The sequence below is a fragment of the Pseudenterobacter timonensis genome, from assembly GCF_900021175.1.
GTDB classification, from domain to species: Bacteria; Pseudomonadota; Gammaproteobacteria; order Enterobacterales; family Enterobacteriaceae; genus Enterobacter; species Enterobacter timonensis.
The window spans coordinates 114,184-135,986 of record NZ_FCOP01000010.1 but is presented as its reverse complement, the minus strand read 5'-3'; the positions used below and the strand labels follow the sequence as shown (position 1 = coordinate 135,986).

Here is a 21,803-nt window from a genome sequence, read left to right as displayed (position 1 = left end):
CGTTAAGGTAGGCAGTAATAGAAAAGAAATCGAGGCAAAAATGAGCAAAGTCAGACTCGCTATCATCGGTAACGGCATGGTCGGCCATCGCTTTATTGAGGATCTTCTTGATAAAGCCGACGCCGCTCAGTTTGACATTACCGTGTTCTGTGAAGAACCCCGCAAGGCGTACGATCGCGTGCATCTCTCCTCCTACTTCTCTCATCACACCGCCGAAGAGCTCTCTCTGGTGCGCGAAGGGTTTTACGAGAAGCATGGCGTGAAAGTGCTGGTGGGCGAACGCGCCATCACCATCAACCGTCAGGAAAAAGTGATCCACTCCAGCGCCGGGCGTACGGTTTTTTACGACAAGCTGATCATGGCGACTGGCTCTTATCCGTGGATCCCGCCGATTAAAGGCTCGGAAACGCAGGATTGCTTCGTTTACCGCACCATTGAAGATCTCAACGCTATCGAATCCTGCGCCCGTCGAAGCAAACGCGGCGCGGTGGTGGGCGGTGGCCTGCTGGGTCTGGAAGCGGCTGGCGCGCTGAAAAACCTCGGTGTCGAAACGCATGTCATCGAATTTGCCCCGATGCTGATGGCCGAGCAGCTTGACCATATGGGCGGCGACCAGCTCAAGCGCAAAATTGAAAGCATGGGTGTGAAGGTTCACACCAGCAAAAACACCAAAGAGATTGTGCAGGAAGGCACCGAAGCGCGTAAAACCATGCGCTTTGCCGACGGCAGCGAGCTGGAAGTGGACTTCATCGTCTTTTCTACCGGTATTCGCCCGCGCGACAAACTCGCTACCCAGTGTGGCCTGGCCGTAGCCCAGCGCGGCGGCATCATGATTAACGACACCTGCCAGACCTCTGACCCGGACATCTACGCCATCGGGGAATGCGCCAGCTGGAACAACCGCGTTTATGGCCTGGTCGCGCCGGGCTATAAAATGGCGCAGGTGGCGGTCGACCACATTCTCGGCAACGTTAACGCCTTTGAAGGGGCGGACATGAGCGCCAAGCTCAAGCTGCTGGGCGTGGATGTCGGCGGCATCGGGGATGCCCATGGCCGTACGCCGGGCGCACGCAGCTACGTCTATCTTGATGAGAGTAAAGAGGTCTATAAGCGCCTGATCGTCAGCCAGGATAACAAAACCCTGCTCGGCGCGGTGCTGGTGGGCGACACAAGCGACTTCGGCAACCTGCTGCAGCTGGTGCTTAACGCCATCGAACTGCCGGAAAACCCGGACTCGCTGATCCTGCCGGCGCATGCCGCAGGCGGTAAGCCTTCTATCGGGGTGGATAAACTGCCGGACAGCGCGCAGATCTGCTCCTGCTTCGACGTAAGCAAAGGCGACCTTATCGCCGCTATCAACAAAGGCTGCCATACCGTGGCGGCGCTGAAGGCCGAAACTAAAGCCGGTACCGGTTGTGGCGGCTGTATCCCGCTGGTCACTCAGGTGCTGAACGCCGAGCTGGCGAAACAGGGCATCGAGGTCAATAACAACCTCTGCGAGCACTTCTCTTATTCGCGCCAGGAGCTGTACCACCTGATCCGCGTGGAAGGGATCAAAACCTTCGACGAACTGCTGAAAAAGCACGGTCAGGGCTACGGCTGTGAAGTCTGTAAACCGACCGTCGGCTCCCTGCTGGCCTCCTGCTGGAATGAGTATATTCTCAAGCCGCAGCACACGCCGCTGCAGGATACCAACGACAACTTCCTGGCGAACATCCAGAAAGATGGCACCTACTCGGTGATCCCGCGCTCCGCGGGCGGCGAAATCACCCCGGAAGGGCTGGTGGCGGTTGGCCGCATCGCCCGTGAGTTTAACCTCTACACTAAAATCACCGGCTCCCAGCGCATCGGCCTGTTCGGTGCGCAAAAAGACGATCTGCCGGAAATCTGGCGCCAGCTTATCGAAGCGGGCTTCGAAACCGGTCACGCCTATGCCAAAGCGCTGCGTATGGCGAAGACCTGCGTCGGCAGCACCTGGTGCCGCTACGGCGTGGGCGACAGCGTGGGCTTCGGCGTTGAGCTGGAAAACCGCTACAAAGGCATCCGTACGCCGCACAAAATGAAGTTCGGCGTGTCAGGCTGCACCCGTGAATGTGCGGAAGCGCAGGGCAAAGATGTGGGGATTATCGCTACCGAAAAAGGGTGGAACCTCTATGTCTGCGGCAACGGCGGCATGAAACCGCGCCACGCGGATCTGCTGGCGGCGGATCTCGACCGCGAGACGCTGATTAAGTATCTCGACCGCTTTATGATGTTCTATATCCGCACCGCCGATAAGCTGACCCGTACCGCCCCGTGGCTGGATAATCTCGAAGGGGGTATCGACTACCTCAAATCGGTCATCATCGACGATAAGCTGGGCCTTAACGAACAGCTGGAATCCGAGATGGCACGCCTGCGCGCCGCGGTGGTGTGCGAGTGGACCGAAACCGTCAATACGCCGGCGGCGCAGACCCGCTTCAGACACTTTATCAACAGCGATCGTCGCGACCCGAACGTGCAGGTAGTGCCTGAGCGCGAGCAGCATCGTCCGGCCACGCCGTATGAACGCATTCCGGTAACTCTGGTGGAGGAAAACGCATGAGCCAGTGGGTCAACATCTGCAAGATTAACGATATCCTGCCCGAAACCGGCGTTTGCGCCCTGCTGAACGGCGAGCAGGTGGCGATCTTCCGCCCGCGTCACGATGAGCAGGTCTTCGCTATCAGCAATATCGATCCCTTCTTCGAGGCCAGCGTGCTCTCCCGCGGCATCATCGCCGAGCATGAGGGTGAGCTGTGGGTTGCCAGCCCGCTGAAAAAACAGCGCTTTCGTCTGAGCGACGGCCTGTGCATGGAAGAAGAGAGCCACTCCGTGAAGCACTATGACGCCCGCGTCGTCGAGGGAGTTGTCCAGCTACGCGCTTAAGCCTGACCGCTGAATAAGAAAGGCTTATGACCCCTTATAGGTAACAGCAGGAAAAACCGTATGTTTCGGGTGATTCCTGCTGTTATCCTTGCACCCATTCCCCCTCCCTTTCCCCGTTTATGCTGTGAGGTAATGTCGTGGACCATCTGCCGATATTCTGTCAATTACGCAACCGCGACTGCCTGCTGGTCGGCGGCGGAGATGTGGCCGAGCGCAAGGCGCGTCTGCTGCTGGAGGCGGGCGCCCGTCTGACGGTTAACGCCCTCGACTTTGCCCCGCAGTTTATCGTCTGGGCGGAACAAGGGATGGTGACGCTTTCCCCGGGCGAATTTAACGAATCCCTGCTCGATACCTGCTGGCTGACCATCGCCGCGACGGACAACGATGCGGTGAACCAGCAGGTCAGCGCGGCCTGTGAATCCCGCCGGATTTTCTGCAACGTGGTGGATGCGCCGAAAGCGGCGAGCTTTATCATGCCATCGATTATCGATCGCTCTCCGCTGATGGTGGCGGTCTCCTCCGGCGGCACGTCTCCGGTACTGGCACGCCTGCTGCGCGAAAAACTGGAGTCGCTCCTGCCACAGCATCTGGGCCAGGTAGCGCACTACGCGGGCCGCCTGCGCGCCCGGGTGAAGAAGCAGTTTGCCACCACAGGCGAGCGCCGCCGTTTCTGGGAGAAGTTCTTCGTCAATGATCGTCTGGCGCAGTCGCTGGCAAATCAGGACACGCAGGCGGTGGAAGAGACCACCGAGCAGCTGTTCCGCGAACCGCTCGATCATCGCGGCGAAGTGGTGCTGGTGGGGGCTGGCCCGGGCGATGCGGGGCTGCTGACCTTAAAAGGGCTTCAGCAGATCCAGCAGGCGGATATTGTGGTTTACGACCGGCTGGTCTCCGACGAGATCATGAATCTGGTGCGTCGCGACGCAGACCGTGTTTTCGTCGGCAAACGAGCGGGTTACCACTGCGTGCCGCAGGAGGAGATTAACCAGATCCTGCTGCGGGAAGCGCAAAAGGGCAAACGCGTAGTGCGCCTCAAAGGTGGCGATCCCTTTATCTTTGGCCGCGGCGGCGAGGAGCTGGAGACGCTCTGCAACGCGGGTATCCCCTTCTCGGTGGTGCCGGGCATCACCGCAGCATCGGGCTGTTCCGCCTACGCGGGCATTCCCCTTACCCACCGCGACTACGCGCAGAGTGTGCGTCTCGTTACCGGGCATCTCAAAACCGGCAGCGAGCTGGATTGGCATAACCTGGCCGCGGAAAAGCAGACGCTGGTCTTTTATATGGGGCTTAACCAGGCGGCGACTATTCAGGCGAAGCTGCTGGAGCACGGTATGGCGCCCTCCATGCCGGTGGCGCTGGTCGAGAACGGCACGTCCATTAAACAACGCGTGGTGGATGGCGAGCTCACCCGGCTGGCCGAACTGGCGCAGCAGGTTGAAAGCCCCGCGCTCATCATCGTGGGTCACGTGGTCGCCCTGCGCGAGAAGTTAAACTGGTTTTCAAACCATTAGTAATGCCTGTACATACTTCGCGTTAAAGGAGTAGTCCGGACATGGACTACTCCCGTCCCCCTGCTGTCGATAACATACCGCCCGATAAATGGATCTTTCCATTTTTTCCCCTCGTTATCTGTATGAATATTTTTGAATACAAGGAATAGGTATGTTTAAACTGGCAAAGGCCGCGCTTGTCGTGGGCATGTTATCCACCCTCACCGCCTGCACAGGTCACGTTCAGAACACTAAGAATAACTGCAGCTACGATTACCTGCTGCACCCGGCGATCTCTATTTCCAAGATCATCGGCGGTTGCGGCCCGGCGGCGCAACAGTAAGCCTTTATGCGGACATAAAAAAACCGGGAAATTCCCGGTTTTTTTATTTGGGCGGCACGATAAACGTTTTGCTTTTACCTGCGGCTTCGCCGTCGGTCCCATAAGCCGGGTAAGCATCAGCCCACCCGGCAAAACAGGCTTAAGGTTTACTTACAAACCCAATCGCTTCGTAGACCGCTTTCAGCGTTTCAGAGGCGCGCGCGCTCGCTTTTTCCGCGCCTTCTTTCATTACCTTCTGCAGGAAGGCTTCATCATTGCGGTAACGGTGATAACGCTCCTGCAGCTCGGTCAGCATGCCGGATACCGCGTCCGCTACTTCGCCCTTCAGATGGCCATACATCTTGCCTTCGAAGTGCTGCTCCAGCTCCGGGATCGGCTGACCCGTCACCGCCGAGAGAATATCCAGCAGGTTAGAGACGCCCGCCTTCTCTTTCACGTCGTAACGCACAACCGGCGGCTCTTCGGAGTCAGTCACCGCACGTTTGATTTTTTTCACCACCGACTTCGGATCTTCCAGAAGGCCGATAACGTTGTTGCGATTATCGTCAGACTTGGACATCTTTTTGGTCGGCTCCAGCAGAGACATCACGCGCGCGCCCGATTTCGGGATAAACGGCTCCGGCACCTTGAAGATGTCGCCGTAGATGGCGTTAAAGCGCTGGGCGACATCGCGGCTCAGCTCCAGATGCTGCTTCTGATCTTCCCCCACCGGCACCAGGTTGGTCTGGTAGAGCAGGATATCGGCGGCCATCAGCACCGGATAGTCAAACAGCCCGGCGTTAATGTTTTCCGCGTAGCGCGCCGACTTGTCCTTGAACTGGGTCATGCGGCTCAGCTCGCCGAAATAGGTGTAGCAGTTCAGCGCCCAGCCCAGCTGCGCGTGCTCCGGCACGTGAGACTGAACGAAAATGGTGCTTTTCTCAGGATCGATACCGCAGGCCAGGTAGAGCGCCAGGGTATCCAGCGTCGCTTTACGCAGCTGCTGCGGATCCTGGCGCACGGTGATGGCATGCTGGTCAACGATGCAGTAGATACAGTGATAATCATCCTGCATGTTCACCCACTGACGCAGCGCACCCATGTAGTTGCCAATGGTCAGTTCACCTGAGGGCTGTGCGCCGCTAAATACGATGGGCTTAGTCATTTTTCAATTCCTGATGTTTCACTGTACGGAAGCCCGAGAGCGGGCAAGAGATCTTTGAAGCGATCGAACACCACGTCCGGCTCGCTCAGCGTAATGGCTTCACCGTAGTTGTAGCCATAGGTCAGGCCGACGCAGAGGCTCCCCGCCGCCTTCGCCGCCAGAATATCATTGCGGGAATCCCCGACAAAGAGCAGCTGGTCCGGCGTTAAGGATAATTTTCCTGCCACCAGCAGGATCGGCTCCGGGTGCGGCTTTTTGTTTTCGACATCATCGCCGCCGACAATGGCGGTGAAATAGTGCGCGATACCCAGCGCCTCCAGCAGCGGAGCAACAAACGGGGTCGGCTTGTTGGTCACCAGCCCCAGCGGCAGGCCGTGGGCGTGCAGAGCGCTCAGCGTCTCGGCCACGTCCGGAAAGAGGAAGCTGCCCTCCTCCACGGTGTCGGCATAAAAGCGATCGAACAGTTTACGCAGGATACGCAGCTGCTCCGCCTGGGGAATATCCGCATGATCGACGCTGGGCTTACCCTGCGCCGCGCGCTGTACCGCGCGCTCCTGACGCGCCCAGGTCAGCGCGCGCTCCATCAGCACATCCGCGCCGTTGCCGATCCAGGTAATAACGCGTTCTTCACCCGCCACCGGCAGCTCCAGCGCATAGAGTGCCTGGTCCACGGCGCTGGTTAAACCCGGCGCGCTATCCACCAGCGTGCCGTCGAGGTCAAACGCCACACCCCGAATTGCCTGCATTTTATCCATGACTTACCTTTGCCAGTTCACTGCGCATTTCATCAATTACTTTCTTGTAATCCGGCTGGTCGAAAATCGCCGAGCCTGCCACAAACATATCGGCTCCCGCCGCCGCAATTTCGCCAATATTGCTCACCTTCACGCCGCCATCCACTTCCAGGCGAATATCGTAGCCAGACTCATCAATCCGGCGGCGCACTTCGCGCAGTTTATCCAGCGTGTGGGGAATAAAGGACTGACCGCCAAAGCCCGGGTTAACCGACATCAGCAGGATCACATCGAGCTTATCCATCACGTGGTCGAGCCAGGTAAGCGGCGTCGCCGGGTTAAAGACCAGCCCCGCCTTACAGCCATGCTCTTTGATCAGCTGCAGAGTGCGGTCGACATGTTCAGACGCTTCAGGATGGAAAGTGATAATGCTGGCGCCAGCCGCGGCAAAGTCGGGAACAATGCGATCGACAGGCTTCACCATAAGATGGACATCAATCGGGGCGGTAATGCCGTAGCCGCGCAACGCCTTGAGCACCATCGGGCCGATGGTCAGGTTGGGAACATAGTGGTTATCCATTACGTCGAAATGAACCACATCCGCACCCGCCGCCAGGGCGCTGGCGGTATCTTCTCCCAGACGCGCAAAATCGGCTGAGAGAATCGAAGGGGCAATCAAAAACTGTTTCATCCGCATCTCCTTGAATTATGTTTAGCGGCGGGCGAAACGGCTCAGGGGCGATAGAGCGCCAGCAGCTCGTCCACCTTTTTACGCGTACCGCCATTGCTGCTGATGCTGCGACGCACTTTTACCTGAAAATGCGTGGCGGCTTTATACCACTCGCGCGTATCAGGCGTGTCATGGTTCGAAATTAACACCGGTATTTGCTTACTGACCAGCTTTTCCGCCATCTCAGCCAGCCGGGCCTGCTCTTTCGGGCTAAAACTGTTTGTATGGTAAGCGGTGAAGTTCGCCGTCGCGGAAAGGGGTGCATAGGGCGGATCGCAGTAGACCACCGAATTTCCTTCAGCGAGATCCATACACGCTTCATAAGAGAGGCAATAAAACTCAGCGTTCTGCGCTTTCTTAGCAAAGTGATACAGCTCCGCCTGCGGGAAATAGGGCCGCTTATAGCGCCCGAAAGGCACATTAAATTCACCGCGCAGATTGTATCGGCACAGGCCGTTATATCCGTGACGGTTCAAATAGAGGAATAGCAGCGCCCGGCGAAACGGGTCATCGCTCTGATTAAACTCTGCGCGCAGCGCGTAGTAAACGTCTGGTTGGTTGTTTTCCGGCGTAAAAAGTTTGCGTGCCTCTTCGACATACTCGTCGGTACGCAGCTTCACGATGTTATACAGGCCAATCAGATCGCTGTTAATATCCGCAAGGATGTAGCGAGAAAAGTCCGTGTTCAGGAACACAGACCCGGCCCCGACAAAGGGCTCGATAAGACACTCGCCTTCCGGCAGGTGCTTTTTAATATCATCGAGCAGGGGGTACTTCCCCCCTGCCCATTTCAGAAAAGCGCGATTTTTTTTCATGCTGACTAACTGATTACACCTTCTCCGGCTGTGGAGAAAGCTCCGACAGCATCCTGCGCTTTATACATTACTTCAGATCGGCCTGAACCTGATGAATCGGTTTCGCCCATGGGTTTTTCGCCTGAACGTCGGCGGGCAGCGTAGCAACCGCGCGTTTTGCCTCCTCTTTGGAGCCATACACGCCGCTCACCAGCACATACCACGGCTGACCGTTACGGGTCGTCTGGTAGACCACGAAGTTTTTCAGGTTCGATTTCTTCGCCCAGTTGTTCAGGTTGTCATAGTTAGATGAGCTGCTCAACTGCAACGTATAGTTGTTCGAAGAGGCCGACGTTAACGCTCCCACGTTGCCGGTGGTTTTACCCGCCGCCGCGCTTGTTGTAGAGGCAGTTGCGGCTGGCGTCTGCGTTTTCGCAGGCGCAGGAGCCGCCGCTGTAGCCGCCGGTTTCGGCGCGGTCGTCGTGGTGGCAGGCGCTTTCACAGGGGTACTGGTCGTTGCCGTTTCAGTACGCTTCGGCTGGGAAACGGGTTTCGCTTCCGGCGCTTTCGCAACAGGCTGCGGTTTCGTTTCGCGTTTCGGCTCAATCACCGCCTGTTTGCGCTCAGGACGAGAGGCGGGCTGCGTATGGTGCGGCTTCGTCTCTGTCGCTGCGGCTTGCGGCGCGTTACCGCCACGCACGGGCGCAACGGTCGCCGGTTCAGTCGGCAGCGTGGAGTTGATCGCCACGTTATTCATCTGCTCCTGGCTCTGCGGCTGCGTCAGGGCATTGTTCAAATCGCCCTGCACTTCTACGCGCTGCTGACCCTGCGGCGCGACTGGCGCCTGGCCCTGCGTCGGCGTAGAGGCGACCGGCGGCAGAGAAACATCCTGCGCGGTATTGCCCGCGGTCTGCTCGGCGGAGGTGGTGCCCGGCGCCGGCTGGGTGCCATTCGCCTGATTAGCGGCATCATTAGAGAGCGAAATGCTCTTCTCGCCCGAGGCGGACGACCCGGAAGAGGTTGACGGCGCTTTCAGCGCAGAGCCGATGCCGATAATCAGCAGCAGCAGCACAAAAACGCCCAGCCCCATCATGATGTACTGGCGGGAGGCGGGCTTTTTCGCCACCGCTTTTTTACGCTTGCGTGGACGACGCTCAACCGGCGCTTCCTCCACTGAATCCTCATCGGATTCAAACTCTTCTTCATCCTGTTCATCACGCACGGTACGGCCACGCGCGGGACGGCGGTCCTCAGTGTCTAACTCAACGTCATCAAAATTGATTTGCGGCTCGTTATCACGATCGGAAGATTGACGAGAGCGACCAGTACGACGATCGCTGGGATCGGGTTTCAGCTCGTCTTCTGGTTTAAATTCATCCATTTAACACCCCACTCAACGGTTCATGCCAACCACATGCATGTCACCTGAAGCTAAATAGCCGCCTTACGGCAGCCTGACCTTTCTAATTTTTACGCCTGCTGGCAGTCAGCAATGGCGCCGAGTACTACATCATGCGACACTCTGCCGCGTACTTCACTTTTCCCTATTGCCAGCGGAAGCACAAGGCGCATCTCACCGGCCAGTACTTTTTTATCACGCATCATGTGCGGTAAATAGGCCTGAGCCGACATTTCGCGCGGCCCGGTTACCGGTAATCCCGCACGCGTCAGCAGCGCAATAATGCGTTGCGTCTCTGCCGGCGTAAACTGTCCAAGACGTTCAGAGGTGCGGGCGGCCATCACCATCCCCGCCGCCACCGCTTCGCCATGCAGCCAGTTGCCGTAGCCCATCTCCGCTTCAATCGCGTGACCAAAGGTATGGCCAAGATTGAGTAAAGCACGTAAGCCCGTTTCCCGCTCGTCGGCAGCAACGACTTCCGCCTTCAGTTCACAGCAGCGACGAATACACCAGGCCAGCGCTTTGCCGTCCAGCCGCAGCAGGGCATCTATATTCTCTTCCAGCCAGCTGAAAAACTCGCCGTCGAGAATTACGCCGTACTTGATCACTTCCGCCAGGCCAGAGGCGAGCTCGCGCCGGGGCAAGGTTTTCAGACAGTCGAGGTCAACCACCACCGAAGCTGGCTGGTAGAACGCGCCGATCATATTTTTGCCAAGCGGATGATTGACGGCGGTTTTGCCGCCAACGGAGGAGTCGACCTGCGAGAGCAGCGTCGTCGGGAGCTGAATAAAACGTACGCCGCGCTGGTAGCTTGCCGCCGCAAAACCGGTCAGATCGCCCACTACGCCGCCGCCCAGGGCAAGTAACGTCGTATCGCGACCGTGCGGTTTTTGCAGCAATGCGGTAAACACCGTATCAAGTACCGTCAGGCTTTTGTATTGCTCACCGTCGGGCAGGATCACGCTATCCACTTTTACCCCCGCCTGCTCAAGCTGCTGACGCACCTTGTCGAGATAGAGCGGAGCCAGCGTTTCATTGGTGACCAGCATTGCCTGGTCGCCCGCTTTGAGGGGTAAGAAGGAAGCTGGATCGTTAAACAAACCAGCCGCAATGGTGATGGGGTAACTCCGTTCCCCAAGGGTAACTGTGATCCTCTCCATAGCGCGACATCCACCTTAATTGCTTCGCCTGGCCCATCAGGCTCTTACCCGCGGGCGAGTGTATTTAAAGCCAGCGTCAGTTGCTTTCCAGCATATGAATAATCTGGTTTGCAACCACTTTAGCGCTTTGATCGTCCGTACGAATCGTCACATCAGCGATCTCTTCGTAGAGCGGATTGCGTTCACCGGCCAGTGCTTCCAGAACTTCACGTGGTGGTGTTTCAACCTGAAGCAGCGGGCGTTTTTTATCACGCTGCGTGCGTGCAAGCTGCTTTTCGATGGTCGTTTCAAGATAGACCACGACACCACGGGCGGAGAGACGGTTACGGGTTTCGCGAGATTTAACAGAACCACCGCCAGTCGCCAGTACGATGCCCTGCTTTTCCGTGAGTTCGTTGATCACTTTTTCTTCTCGGTCACGGAAACCTTCTTCGCCTTCTACATCGAAGACCCAGCCCACATCAGCTCCGGTTCGTTTCTCAATCTCTTGATCAGAATCGTAAAATTCCATATTGAGTTGTTGAGCTAACTGACGCCCAATAGTGCTTTTGCCGGCACCCATAGGCCCAACCAGAAAGATATTGCGTTTCTCTGCCATTTTTTCGGTACTACTAAGACTATTCGTTGATGATAAGCCCCGACGCGCAGATTTCCGGCGTAGCAGGACATGAACTGAAACCTCATATGCGATAGTGCGAGAGTCAGACTAAAAATTATCTCAGTAGTCCGGCTTGTTTGGCAACTGATTAAATCACCGCATCAGACGCTTAAATCAACAAGTGGAGAGACCGGGAAAGCTGACGCTCAAATCGGTACTCCTTGTATGCTAATTCATGCCCCACGTCAAACATCTGCAACAAACTGAACGCAAAATCCTTGCGGGATCGTTACCCGTTAAGGAAGCCCCACCAGACGGGGGGTAATAAAGACCACCAGCTCCCGGCGTTCTTTATCTTTAGCGTCGTGACGAAAAAGCTGCCCAAGCCAGGGAATATTTGCCAGTCCCGGCACGCTGTCGCTGCCGCTTTTATTTTTCTGGGAAAAAATGCCGCCGAGCGCCAGCGTCTCGCCGCTTTTTACCTCCACCTGCGTCTCTATTTCCTGTTTATCGATCGCCAGCGTTTCGCCATCCGCCTGTTTAAGCACCTGTCCGGGCATATTTTCGCTGATATGCAGCTTGAGCCGCACCCGCCCATTTGCCAGAACGACCGGCGTCACCTCCATCCCCAGCACCGCCTCTTTAAATTCCACCGAGGTCGCCCCGCTTTCTCCGCTGGAGACCTGGTAGGGGATTTCGCTACCCTGCTTAATACTGGCTGGCTGCATATGGGAGGCGAGAAGCCGCGGGCTGGCGATAATATCCACCTGCTGCTTTTGCTCCAGCGCAGAGAGCTCCAGATCCAGCAGCCTGCCGTCGATGCGCCCGATATTAAAGCCGACACGCGTGGTACCATTAGCAACCGACAGATCGCTGCCAAGCGTGGTCACCTGCCCCGGCGCCCCCGTTCCCTGCGCCTCCGCCAGATTCCACTTCACTCCCAGTTCGCGCAGGCTCTTTTCAGTGATGGTGACAATATGCGCCGCCAGCTCCACCTGCGCCACGGGCAGATCCATCTCCTCAACCCAGCGCTGGATCGTTGTCAGCGCGGCGGGGGTATCGCGTACCAGCAGCCGGTTGGTACGTTTATCCACCGACAGGCTGCCGCGAGGAGTCAGCCATTTCTCTGCAGGTTTTTGCAAATCGCTCGCGTCAGCCCAGGCCAGAGAGAAGCTGCGCGACGCCAGCGGTATGTTCTGCGCCCGTCTCGCCTGCTCCTCTTCCCTGCGCGCCTGCTGTTCCCGCTGCCAGGCGGCGGTCTGCACGTAAAATATCCCCTTCTCTTCGCGCAGAACCAGCCCGGCACTGTTCGCCACAATCTGCATCGCCTCCCGCCAGGGCACCTGCGTCAGCTGTAAAGAGAGCGTGCCGCTCACCTCAGGGGCGACAATAAGATTGCGCTTTTCCAGCCCCGCCAGCGATTGCAACACCTGCGCGACAGGCACCTCATCCACCGCCAGCGTGACCGGTTTTGGTACGGCTGCCCGGCTCATCGCGCAGGCGATCAGCAGCAGAACGGTTATCCCTGCTCTTTTCATTTCCTTCTCCCTCTCGCTGCCAGCGCCACTGCGCGGGCTCACATCCTTTCCCGATCTCAACCACCAGCGCATTTTTATCCAGGCTGACCACCCGCCATCCGGCGAGCGCTTCCCCCTGCCGGACGCGATACCAGCTCTGCTTCCCGTCGTACATTAACCCCACCTCCGCCACGAACCCGCGATAGCGCCAGCGCGTTAATTCTGCGCTACCGCAGCGATCGTCCGGCGGCCGGAAGGGATCGCGCATGCCGGTTAGCAGCAGAAGCAGGCAGACCAGCAGGCAGCGTCGTTCACTTCGCATCCCCGATCTCCATCTGTAATACTCTGCGGGTGGGGTGATCCGGCGTAACCGAAAATGCGCTGACCCGCACGCCATGCTGCGCCAGGGCGGGAAAGAGTGCGGGTATCACTCTCCACTCCGCCGTCAGCACCAGCTCGCCGCCGCCTGCGCCTGGCGTCCAGCGCACCAGCTGCGCGCCGCAGGCGTTAAAAGCGAGCGGTGAAAACGGCTCCGGCGGCGCGATAACCGGTACCGCTTTGCGCTGACACAACGTTGTCCTGAGCGGCCCGATGCGTGCTTCCAGGCGCACGATCTCCTCCCGCATCCGCCTTACCTCAAGCCATACCGGGCGTACCAGCGTCAGAAAAAGCAGCAGCCCGATTAGCGCCGACGCGATCGCCCAGACGAGCAGCCGCACAGGCCCGTGCAGCTCGCACCACGCATATCCCCGCATCCCCTGCTACTCCTTCTGCTGAAGGGTAAAGCTAAAGCGCCACCGGCCCTGGTCATCCTGCCGCAGCTCTCCCGCAGGGCCCGGAGTGAAGCCCGACAGCCGCCCGAGCGCCTGCGAAAACGCGGTCAGCGCCGAAAGCGTGGTGGCATAGCCGTTCACAATGAGGCGGGGGTGATGAAAGCGCAGTTCGGTTAGCCAGGCCTGCGGCGGTATCGCCTGCGCCAGCGCCAGCAGCGTTCTCTGCCAGGCGGCGGTCTTCTCCCGTCCGGCAAGCGCCTGCTGCCCCTGCTGGTAGCGCGCGTTAAGCTCCCGCCACTGCGCGTGACGCCGCTCCAGCTCGCTCTGCATTATCCGGTCGCTGCTCAGCCGCGCTTGCAGGCTTTGCTGGCGCCACTGCTCCTCCATACGCAGGCTCAGCGCAATCGCCAGCGCCAACAGGAAGACGCCAGCAAAAAGCAGGCTCCAGAAGCGGATGGTGCGCTGCCGTTGCCGCTGGCGCCACGGCAGAAGATTGACGTTTCTCATGCGGTACTCTCCCCGAGGGCCAGCGCGAGCGCCACCGTAAAATCGGCCCTGTGGGCGGGCAACGGCGGCTGATTTCAGGCGATAACGGTAAAAGGATCGAACCCGTCAGGGTGAAAGAGCGCCACCTCCTGGGGCGATATCGCCAGCAGAGCGGCGAAATCCGCCACGCTTGCCGCCTCGCTGGCCGCTTTGCGTCCCCACTGGTGGCGCATGGCCCACAGCCATTGCGCCTCATCGCGCCAGGCAACGCAGCAGAAAGAAGAGGGTAAAAAAGGGAGCAGATTCGCCAGCGCCGCGGCGTCCGGGGTAATAGCGGCCAGCCGCAGCTTAAGCCGTTTCGCCAGCGCCAGCAGGGACGCCACATCCCGGTTTTGCGCCGCTGTCACGTGAAAAGCGCGGCTGAAGGTATCCTGGGTATAGTCGAAGCAGAGCGCCTCCGGGGGCATCTCCAGCTCGCGCGAAATGGCGGAGACGATCCACGCGGCGCTTTCGCTGTCGCGCAGCGCCACCGCCGGAGAAGGCAGCGCTTTTTGCAGGGTGCGTACCGCCGGAAAGGCCAGCGCGACCCGGTGCTGGAGAGGCAGCGCCTTGCTCCAGGCGGATAAGAGGCCAGCCAGCTGTTCCGACTGAATAAGCTCCCCGTCAGGCCCGTTCTGCGCCTCCAGCGGAAACTGCCACCAGCGGCGCAGACGCCAGGCCACTTTCTCACGCGTCAGCGAGACGGCCACAATCTTATCCTGTTGAATATGAACGCCTGTTCGCCATGTTTTAAACGCCATTCTTCACGATCTCCTTATCTGCCATCAGGTGACGGCTATATCAATGAATCAGGCTTGCCTTTATACTACCGCGCGATTGTTTAGAAACTGCCCAGGTAAAACTAAATGGGAAACCTTCTGTGAAGTTCGTAAAGTATTTATTAATCCTTGCAGTCTGTTGCATTCTGCTGGGAGCAGGCACGGTTTTTGGTTTATACAAATTTATTGAGCCGCAGCTGCCTGATGTTGCCACCCTTCGTGATGTGCGTCTCCAGATCCCGATGCAGATTTACAGCGCCGACGGCGAGCTGATGGCTCAGTACGGCGAGAAGCGCCGTATCCCGCTGACGCTGAACCAGATCCCCCCGGTTATGGTGAAAGCCTTTATCGCTACTGAGGACAGCCGTTTTTATGAACACCACGGCGTCGATCCGGTAGGGATCTTCCGCGCCGCCAGCGTGGCCTTTTTCTCCGGTCACGCCTCCCAGGGGGCGAGCACCATCACGCAGCAGCTGGCGCGTAACTTCTTTCTTAGCCCTGAAAAAACGCTGATTCGTAAGATCAAGGAAGTGTTCCTTGCCATTCGTATTGAGCAGCTGTTGAGCAAAGACGAAATCCTTGAGCTTTACCTCAACAAAATCTATCTCGGCTACCGCGCCTATGGCGTGGGCGCGGCGGCGCAGGTCTATTTCGGCAAGCCGGTAGATCAGCTGACCCTGAGCGAAATGGCGACTATTGCCGGACTACCGAAAGCGCCTTCCACCTTCAACCCGCTCTACTCGCTCGAGCGCGCCACCTCACGGCGTAACGTTGTGCTGTCGCGCATGCTGAGCGAGGGCTATATCAGCCAGACGCAGTACGATCAGGCGCGGGCAGAGACAATTGACGCTAACTACCATGCGCCGAACATCGCTTTCTCCGCCCCTTATCTGACGGAGATGGTGCGCCAGGAGATGGTCAACCGCTACGGCGAGCAGGCCTATGAAGATGGCTATCGCGTATACACCACCATCACCCGTAACGTGCAGCAGGCTGCCCAGCAGGCGGTGCGTAACAACGTGCTGAATTACGATATGCGCCACGGCTACCGCGGCCCGGGCGAGGTGCTGTGGCGGGTAGGCGAAAGCGCGTGGGATAGCAAAAAAATTACCGACACGCTGAAGAAGCTGCCCGCCTACGGCCCGCTGCTGCCGGCGGTAGTGACGCAGGCGGCTCCGCAAGAGGCGACGGCGATGCTGGCGGACGGAACATCGGTTTCGTTGCGTATGGAAGGCGTTCGCTGGGCGCGTCCGTATCGTTCGGATACGCAGCAAGGCGCCACGCCGCGCAAAGTGACCGACGTGGTACAGGCCGGACAGCAAATCTGGGTTCGCCAGGCCGATAACATCTGGTGGCTCGCGCAGGTGCCGGACGTTAACTCCGCGCTGGTCTCCATCAACCCGCACAATGGCGCGGTGATGGCGCTGGTGGGCGGCTTTGACTTCAATCAGAGCAAATTTAACCGCGCTACGCAGGCGCTGCGTCAGGTGGGATCTAACATCAAGCCTTTCCTCTACACGGCGGCGATGGATAAAGGGCTGACCCTGGCAAGCATCCTGAACGATGTGCCGATCTCCCGCTGGGATGCGGGCGCAGGCTCTGACTGGCGGCCAAAGAACTCGCCGCCGCAGTATGCCGGCCCTATTCGCCTGCGTCAGGGGCTGGGCCAGTCCAAAAACGTGGTAATGGTTCGCGCCATGCGCGCCATGGGGGTCGATTACGCGGCGGAATATCTGCAGCGCTTCGGCTTCCCGGCGCAGAATATCGTACATACCGAATCGCTGGCGCTGGGTTCCGCCTCCTTTACGCCGTTGCAGGTCGCCCGCGGCTACGCGGTGATGGCTAACGGCGGTTTCCTGGTCGATCCCTATTTCATCAGCAAAATTGAAAACGACCAGGGTGGCGTTATTTTCGAGGCGAAACCGAAAATTGCCTGCCCGGAGTGCAACATTCCGGTGATTTACGGCGATACGCCGAAATCAAATGTGCTGGAAAACAAGGATATGGAAGATGTAGCGGTGTCGCGGGAGCAGCAGAACGCCACCGTACCACAGCCGCAGCTTGAACAGGCGAACCAGGCGCTGGTGGCGCAAAGCGGTGCACCGGAATATGCGCCGCACGTTATCAGCACGCCGCTCTCCTTCCTGATCAAAAGCGCGCTGAACACCAACATCTTTGGCGAACCGGGCTGGCAGGGCACCGGCTGGCGCGCGGGTCGTGATTTGCAGCGTCGTGATATCGGCGGTAAAACCGGTACGACTAACAGCTCTAAAGATGCCTGGTTCTCCGGCTACGGCCCCGGCGTGGTGACCTCCGTATGGATAGGTTTTGACGATCACCGCCGCGATCTGGGGCGCACCACCGCCTCCGGCGCGATTAAAGATCAGATTTCCGGCTATGAAGGGGGCGCCAAGAGCGCACAGCCTGCCTGGGATGCCTATATGAAATCGGTGCTGGAAGGGGTACCGGAGCAGCCGCTGACGCCGCCGCCGGGTATCGTGACGGTGAATATCGACAGGAGTACCGGCCAGCTCGCCAACGGCGGCAACAGCCGCGAAGAGTATTTCATCGACGGCACGCAGCCCACCACCCGGGCGGTGCATGAGGTGGGCACCACGCTCATCGACAACGGCGAAACGCACGAGCTGTTCTGACAGGCCAAAAAAAACGGTAACCCTGGTTACCGTTTTTTTATATCGCCCCCGGGAAACCGCAGACCGCTAAAGCCGTCCCTGCCCTTTCAACCATTCACGCAGCAGGAACAGCGCGCTGACGTTACGCGCTTCATTGAAGTCTGGCTCTTCCAGCAGATCCATCAGATGCGCCAGCGGCCAGCGTACCTGCGGCAGCGGCTCCGGCTCATCCCCCTCCAGCGATTCAGGGTAGAGATCTTCCGCCACCACGATATTCATCTTGCTGGAAAAGTAGGAGGGCGCCATGCTCAGCTTTTTCAGGAAAGTCAGGTTTTTTGCGCCAAAACCGACCTCCTCTTTTAGCTCGCGGTTCGCCGCCTCGAATACCGTCTCGCCAGGATCAATCAACCCCTTGGAAAAGCCCAGTTCATAGGACTCGGTGCCCACGGCATATTCGCGGATCAGGATAATGTGTTCATCCACAACAGGAACAATCATCACTGCTTCACGCGTCGAAGGGCGCATACGTTCATATACGCGTCGCACGCCGTTGCTGAACTCCAGATCCACGCTCTCAACGTTAAACAGACGCGATTTAGCGACAGTTTCAACATGCAGAATGGTGGGCTTTTGTAAGGGTTTGCTCATAGTGAGGGATCTTTGCTGTGGGAACTGCGTTTATTGTGCGTTACGCTGCAGGGTTTGGGCAATGTCAATCGCGCTTTATTTACATATTTGCAACGTTTATTGACTCATTTCGCATTTTTTTGGAAAAGTCAAGAGGTTGAAATTATTCCAGGAATTTGCTGATATCCCGATTTCGCCGCCTTTGCTATCATCGGCGATGAGTGGGATGCGCTTCGAAAATGCTCAAGTTCAACGCCGGAATGGCCGATAGATAATCACCGAAAGTCAATCGTCAAAGGTGCAACTGACTACACCTGTAATATAAGTAAGATGGGAAAAGCATGAGCACCATTTTGATTTTTATCGCTGCTATGCTGGCCTGCGTAATTATTGCAGGGTGGTTATACCGGCGGCGTGCGCAACGTCGACATCGATTACCTTTTTTAAACGCTTTTGCTGGTGCATCCACACGCAAGCTCGCACCCGAAGAGCGCAGCGCAGTCGAAAATTATCTCGACACGCTCAACCGTACCCGCCAGACGCCGGGGCCGACCGGCGCCACCGTTGCGCCCGTCTCATTAACGCTCAACGCCGAGAGCGACACCGTTTTGTGCGTAACGCGCTCCATCACCCGTTACGGCATTACCACCGACGATCCCAATAAATGGCGTTACTATCTCGATTCGGTCGAGGTGCATCTGCCGCCGTTCTGGGAACAATATATCAACGATGAAAATACCGTTGAGCTGATCCACACCGACTCACTGCCGCTGGTAATCGCCCTTAACGGCCACACCCTGAATGAGTATGTACAGGAGGCGCCGCGTTTCGCGCTGGAGCGCGCCAGCGCGACTCAGGCCTCGATTCGCGGTGAAGAGAGCGAGCAGATTGAGCTGTTGAACATCCGCCAGGAGACGCACGAGGAGTACGCCCTGAGCCGCCCGGACGGGATCCGCGAAGCGGCGCTGATTGTGGCGTCGTTCCTGCTGTTCTTCTTCTGCCTGATGACGCCGGACGTCTTTTCTCCGTGGCTGGCGGGCGGCGGCGTGCTGCTGCTGGCGGCGGGCCTGTGGGGATTATTTGCGCCGCCGTCGAAAACGGCACTGCGTGAAATCCACTGCCTGCGTGGTACGCCCAAGCGCTGGGGGCTGTTCGGAGAGAACGATCAGGAGCATATCAATAATATCTCCCTTGGCATTATCGATCTGATCTACCCCCGCCACTGGCAGCCGTGGATCGCCCAGGATTTGGGGCAGAAAACCGATATCGATATCTACCTTGACCGCCACGTTGTGCGGCAGGGGCGTTATTTATCCCTGCATGACGAAGTCAAAAATTTCCCCCTCCAGCACTGGCTGCGCAGCGCGGTGATCGCAGGCGGCGCGGCGCTGGTACTGGTGATGCTGCTCCTGTTTGTTCCACTTGATATGCCCGTTAAATTTACCCTGTCGTGGATTAAAGGGGCGCAAACCATCGAGGCCACCAGCGTTAACGCGCTGGAAGAGGCGAAGATCCGCGTGGGCGATACGGTGCAGCTGAAGGGAACCGGCATGTGCAGTATTCATGCCCCGGGGGCCTGGAGTACGCGACAAAGCTCGCCCTTTACGCCGTTCGACTGCTCGCAGATTATCTGGAATAACGCGCCGCCGCTGCCGCTACCGGAGTCCGATATTGTCAGCAAGGCGACCGCCCTCACCCAGGCGTTGAGCCGCCAGCTCCATCCGCAGCCGGAAGATAACTCGCGCGTCAGCCAGTCGCTGCGCTCCGCCATCCAAAAATCCGGCATGGTGCTGCTGGATGATTTTGGCGATATCGTAATGAAAACGCAGGATCTCTGCGAAGCGCCGGATGATTGCGTCCGGCTGAAAAACGCGCTGGTCAACCTGGGCAACAGCAAAGACTGGGAGGCGCTGGTGAAACGCGCCGAAGCGGGCCGACTTGACGGCGTGAACGTTCTGCTGCGTCCGGTAAGCGCCGAGTCGCTGGATAATCTGGTCGCTACCTCGACCGCGCCTTTTGTCATGCGCGAAACCACCCGCGCGGCGCAGGCGCTTAACAGCCCGGCGCCGGGCGGCTTTGTTATCGCCAGCGACGAGGGAAGCGAGCTGGTCGATCAGCCCTACCCTCCGGTTGCCCTGTATGATTTCCCCGCTCAGGAGCAGTGGGGAGAGTTCCAGCGTCTGGCGCAAATGCTGATGCAGACGCCGTTTAGCGCCGAGGGCATTATTACCGGGATATATACCGACGCTAACGGCACCCGGCATATCAACCTCCACCGCATTCCGGATCGCGCGGGCCTGTGGCGCTACGCTGCGACCTCGCTGCTGATGTTCACCCTGCTGGTCTGCCTGCTGTGGAACGGTGTGGCCGCTCTGCGTCGCTACCAGCGCTCGCGCACCCGTCTGGCGGAGATCCAGCAATATTATGAAAATTGCCTGAATCCCAAGCTCGTCTCTTCCCCGGAAAACCTGATCGGATAACGCCGCTGCGCGACAAGTTATGCTAACCTGTCGCGCACATTTTTCCCTGGCTGGAGAATCCCCTATGCATTTTGATATCGCCTGGCAGGAGGTGGATACCGTCCTGCTGGATATGGACGGCACCCTGCTCGATCTGGCGTTCGATAACTATTTCTGGCAAAAGCTGGTGCCGGAAACTTACGGCGCGCAGCAGGGGATCACGCCAGCCAAAGCGCAGGAATATCTGCGCGAGCAGTATCACGCCGTGCAGCATACGCTAAACTGGTACTGTCTGGATTACTGGAGCGAACGCCTGGGGCTGGACATCTGCGCGATGACCACCGCCCAGGGGCCGTCTGCGGTCCTGCGCGAGGATACGGTGCCTTTCCTCAACGCGCTGAAGGAGAGCGGCAAGCGGCGTATTTTGCTGACGAACGCCCATCCACATAATCTGGCGGTAAAGCTTGAACATACCGGGCTGGCATCACACCTTGATTTATTACTTTCCACCCACACATTTGGTTATCCGAAAGAGGATCAGCGACTGTGGCAGGCCGTAGCGAAAGAGACCGGTCTGCAGCCGGAAAGGACGCTGTTTATTGATGATAGCGAGCCGATTCTGGATGCGGCCGCCGCCTTTGGCATCCGTTATTGCCTGGGCGTCACCAATCCTGATTCTGGCCTGGCTGAGAAAAGCTACCTGCGGCATCCGGCGTTAAACGACTACCGCCGGATGATCCCCTCCCTCACCGTGAAGGAGACGCCATGAAAGAGAAACCCTCTGAGGGTGTAAGGCTGGACAAATGGCTCTGGGCGGCGCGTTTTTATAAGACCCGCTCCCTGGCCCGCGAGATGATCGACGGCGGAAAAGTGCACTACAATGGCCAGCGCAGCAAGCCGAGTAAGGTAGTGGAGCTGAACGCCACGCTGACGCTACGCCAGGGAAACGACGAACGCACCGTGATCGTCAGGGCGATATCCGAACAGCGCCGCCCGGCAGCCGAGGCCGTTTTGATGTATGAAGAGACGGCGGAAAGCATCGAGAAGCGTGAGAAAACGGCGCTGGCGCGTAAAATGAACGCCCTGACCATGCCGCACCCGGACCGGCGACCGGATAAAAAAGAGCGCCGCGATCTGATGAAATTTAAATATGGCGAGAACGAGTGATTCTGGCCTGAACGAGAGAAAATT

At 58.2% G+C, this 21,803-nt stretch carries 19 protein-coding genes and 2 pseudogenes; 8 read left to right on the top strand and 13 right to left on the bottom strand.

The window, feature by feature from the left end; all coding sequences use genetic code 11:
* Window positions 1-40 precede the first annotated feature (40 nt).
* The 4 genes from nirB to BN3796_RS02965 all read left to right on the top strand — a co-directional run bounded on the left by nirB (window position 41) and on the right by BN3796_RS02965 (window position 4,740).
* Window positions 41-2,584, top strand: a complete 2,544-nt coding sequence (nirB, locus tag BN3796_RS02980; RefSeq protein WP_061706944.1) for a nitrite reductase large subunit NirB — start codon at window positions 41-43, stop codon at window positions 2,582-2,584.
* A complete protein-coding gene (gene nirD, locus BN3796_RS02975) occupies window positions 2,581-2,907 on the top strand; it encodes a nitrite reductase small subunit NirD (protein ID WP_061706943.1) in 327 nt (108 codons plus the stop codon). Before nirB ends, nirD begins: the two co-directional genes overlap by 4 nt.
* 137 nt (window positions 2,908-3,044) lie before the next feature.
* A complete protein-coding gene (gene cysG, locus BN3796_RS02970) occupies window positions 3,045-4,418 on the top strand; it encodes a siroheme synthase CysG (RefSeq protein ID WP_061706942.1) in 1,374 nt (457 codons plus the stop codon).
* 151 nt (window positions 4,419-4,569) lie between these two features.
* Window positions 4,570-4,740: a YhfL family protein gene (locus BN3796_RS02965; protein WP_061706941.1), complete on the top strand. Its 171-nt coding sequence runs from the start codon at window positions 4,570-4,572 to the stop codon at window positions 4,738-4,740.
* 139 nt (window positions 4,741-4,879) lie between these two features.
* On the opposite strand, the gene trpS is transcribed toward BN3796_RS02965, so the two are convergent.
* From trpS to BN3796_RS02905, 12 genes and pseudogenes are all read right to left on the bottom strand, one after another.
* Window positions 4,880-5,884 carry a tryptophan--tRNA ligase gene (gene trpS, locus BN3796_RS02960; protein WP_061706940.1) on the bottom strand — a complete coding sequence of 335 codons (1,005 nt, stop codon included), beginning with the start codon at window positions 5,882-5,884 and terminating at the stop codon, window positions 4,880-4,882.
* Window positions 5,877-6,639: pseudogene (gph, locus tag BN3796_RS02955) on the bottom strand (phosphoglycolate phosphatase). The gene trpS and the pseudogene gph overlap by 8 nt, the downstream one beginning before the upstream one ends.
* Window positions 6,632-7,309, bottom strand: a complete 678-nt coding sequence (gene rpe, locus BN3796_RS02950) for a ribulose-phosphate 3-epimerase (RefSeq protein ID WP_061706938.1) — start codon at window positions 7,307-7,309, stop codon at window positions 6,632-6,634. Before rpe ends, gph begins: the two are co-directional and overlap by 8 nt.
* A gap of 41 nt (window positions 7,310-7,350) precedes the next feature.
* Complete coding sequence (dam, locus tag BN3796_RS02945; RefSeq protein WP_061706937.1) at window positions 7,351-8,163, bottom strand: adenine-specific DNA-methyltransferase; 813 nt, start codon at window positions 8,161-8,163, stop codon at window positions 7,351-7,353.
* A gap of 67 nt (window positions 8,164-8,230) precedes the next feature.
* Window positions 8,231-9,523 carry a cell division protein DamX gene (damX, locus tag BN3796_RS02940; protein ID WP_061706936.1) on the bottom strand — a complete coding sequence of 431 codons (1,293 nt, stop codon included), beginning with the start codon at window positions 9,521-9,523 and terminating at the stop codon, window positions 8,231-8,233.
* A gap of 89 nt (window positions 9,524-9,612) precedes the next feature.
* Window positions 9,613-10,701 (bottom strand): 3-dehydroquinate synthase, encoded by a 1,089-nt coding sequence (gene aroB / locus BN3796_RS02935; protein WP_061706935.1) that lies wholly within the window; start codon window positions 10,699-10,701, stop codon window positions 9,613-9,615.
* 76 nt (window positions 10,702-10,777) lie between these two features.
* Entirely contained in the window at window positions 10,778-11,299 is a 522-nt protein-coding gene (aroK, locus tag BN3796_RS02930) for a shikimate kinase AroK (RefSeq protein WP_010436374.1), read from the bottom strand.
* A gap of 296 nt (window positions 11,300-11,595) precedes the next feature.
* On the bottom strand, window positions 11,596-12,837 hold the full coding sequence (gene hofQ / locus BN3796_RS02925; protein ID WP_061706934.1) for a DNA uptake porin HofQ: 1,242 nt from the start codon (window positions 12,835-12,837) through the stop codon (window positions 11,596-11,598).
* A complete protein-coding gene (locus tag BN3796_RS02920) occupies window positions 12,746-13,138 on the bottom strand; it encodes a HofP DNA utilization family protein (RefSeq protein WP_061706933.1) in 393 nt (130 codons plus the stop codon). The genes hofQ and BN3796_RS02920 overlap by 92 nt, the downstream gene beginning before the upstream one ends.
* On the bottom strand, window positions 13,128-13,571 hold the full coding sequence (locus BN3796_RS02915; RefSeq protein ID WP_061706932.1) for a HofO family protein: 444 nt from the start codon (window positions 13,569-13,571) through the stop codon (window positions 13,128-13,130). Before BN3796_RS02915 ends, BN3796_RS02920 begins: the two co-directional genes overlap by 11 nt.
* A 6-nt stretch (window positions 13,572-13,577) precedes the next feature.
* The gene (locus BN3796_RS02910; RefSeq protein WP_061706931.1) at window positions 13,578-14,096 is read right to left on the bottom strand and encodes a PilN domain-containing protein; all 519 of its coding nucleotides are present in this window, start codon (window positions 14,094-14,096) and stop codon (window positions 13,578-13,580) included.
* A pseudogene (locus BN3796_RS02905) lies at window positions 14,093-14,875 on the bottom strand (DNA utilization protein HofM). Before BN3796_RS02905 ends, BN3796_RS02910 begins: the two are co-directional and overlap by 4 nt.
* 119 nt (window positions 14,876-14,994) lie before the next feature.
* Between BN3796_RS02905 and mrcA the strand changes: the two are divergent.
* The gene (gene mrcA / locus BN3796_RS02900; RefSeq protein WP_061706930.1) at window positions 14,995-17,547 is read left to right on the top strand and encodes a peptidoglycan glycosyltransferase/peptidoglycan DD-transpeptidase MrcA; all 2,553 of its coding nucleotides are present in this window, start codon (window positions 14,995-14,997) and stop codon (window positions 17,545-17,547) included.
* A 66-nt stretch (window positions 17,548-17,613) separates the two neighbouring features.
* On the opposite strand, the gene nudE is transcribed toward mrcA, so the two are convergent.
* The gene (nudE, locus tag BN3796_RS02895) at window positions 17,614-18,174 is read right to left on the bottom strand and encodes an ADP compounds hydrolase NudE (protein WP_061706929.1); all 561 of its coding nucleotides are present in this window, start codon (window positions 18,172-18,174) and stop codon (window positions 17,614-17,616) included.
* A 320-nt stretch (window positions 18,175-18,494) separates the two neighbouring features.
* Here nudE and BN3796_RS02890 point away from each other — a divergent pair, with 320 nt between their 5' ends.
* The 3 genes from BN3796_RS02890 (at window position 18,495) to hslR (ending at window position 21,779) form a co-directional block, all read left to right on the top strand.
* Window positions 18,495-20,633 carry an intracellular growth attenuator family protein gene (locus tag BN3796_RS02890; protein WP_061706928.1) on the top strand — a complete coding sequence of 713 codons (2,139 nt, stop codon included), beginning with the start codon at window positions 18,495-18,497 and terminating at the stop codon, window positions 20,631-20,633.
* Window positions 20,634-20,697: 64 nt separating this feature from the next.
* Entirely contained in the window at window positions 20,698-21,381 is a 684-nt protein-coding gene (gene yrfG / locus BN3796_RS02885; RefSeq protein ID WP_061706927.1) for a GMP/IMP nucleotidase, read from the top strand.
* Window positions 21,378-21,779: a ribosome-associated heat shock protein Hsp15 gene (gene hslR, locus BN3796_RS02880; protein WP_061706926.1), complete on the top strand. Its 402-nt coding sequence runs from the start codon at window positions 21,378-21,380 to the stop codon at window positions 21,777-21,779. Before yrfG ends, hslR begins: the two co-directional genes overlap by 4 nt.
* Window positions 21,780-21,803 lie beyond the last annotated feature (24 nt).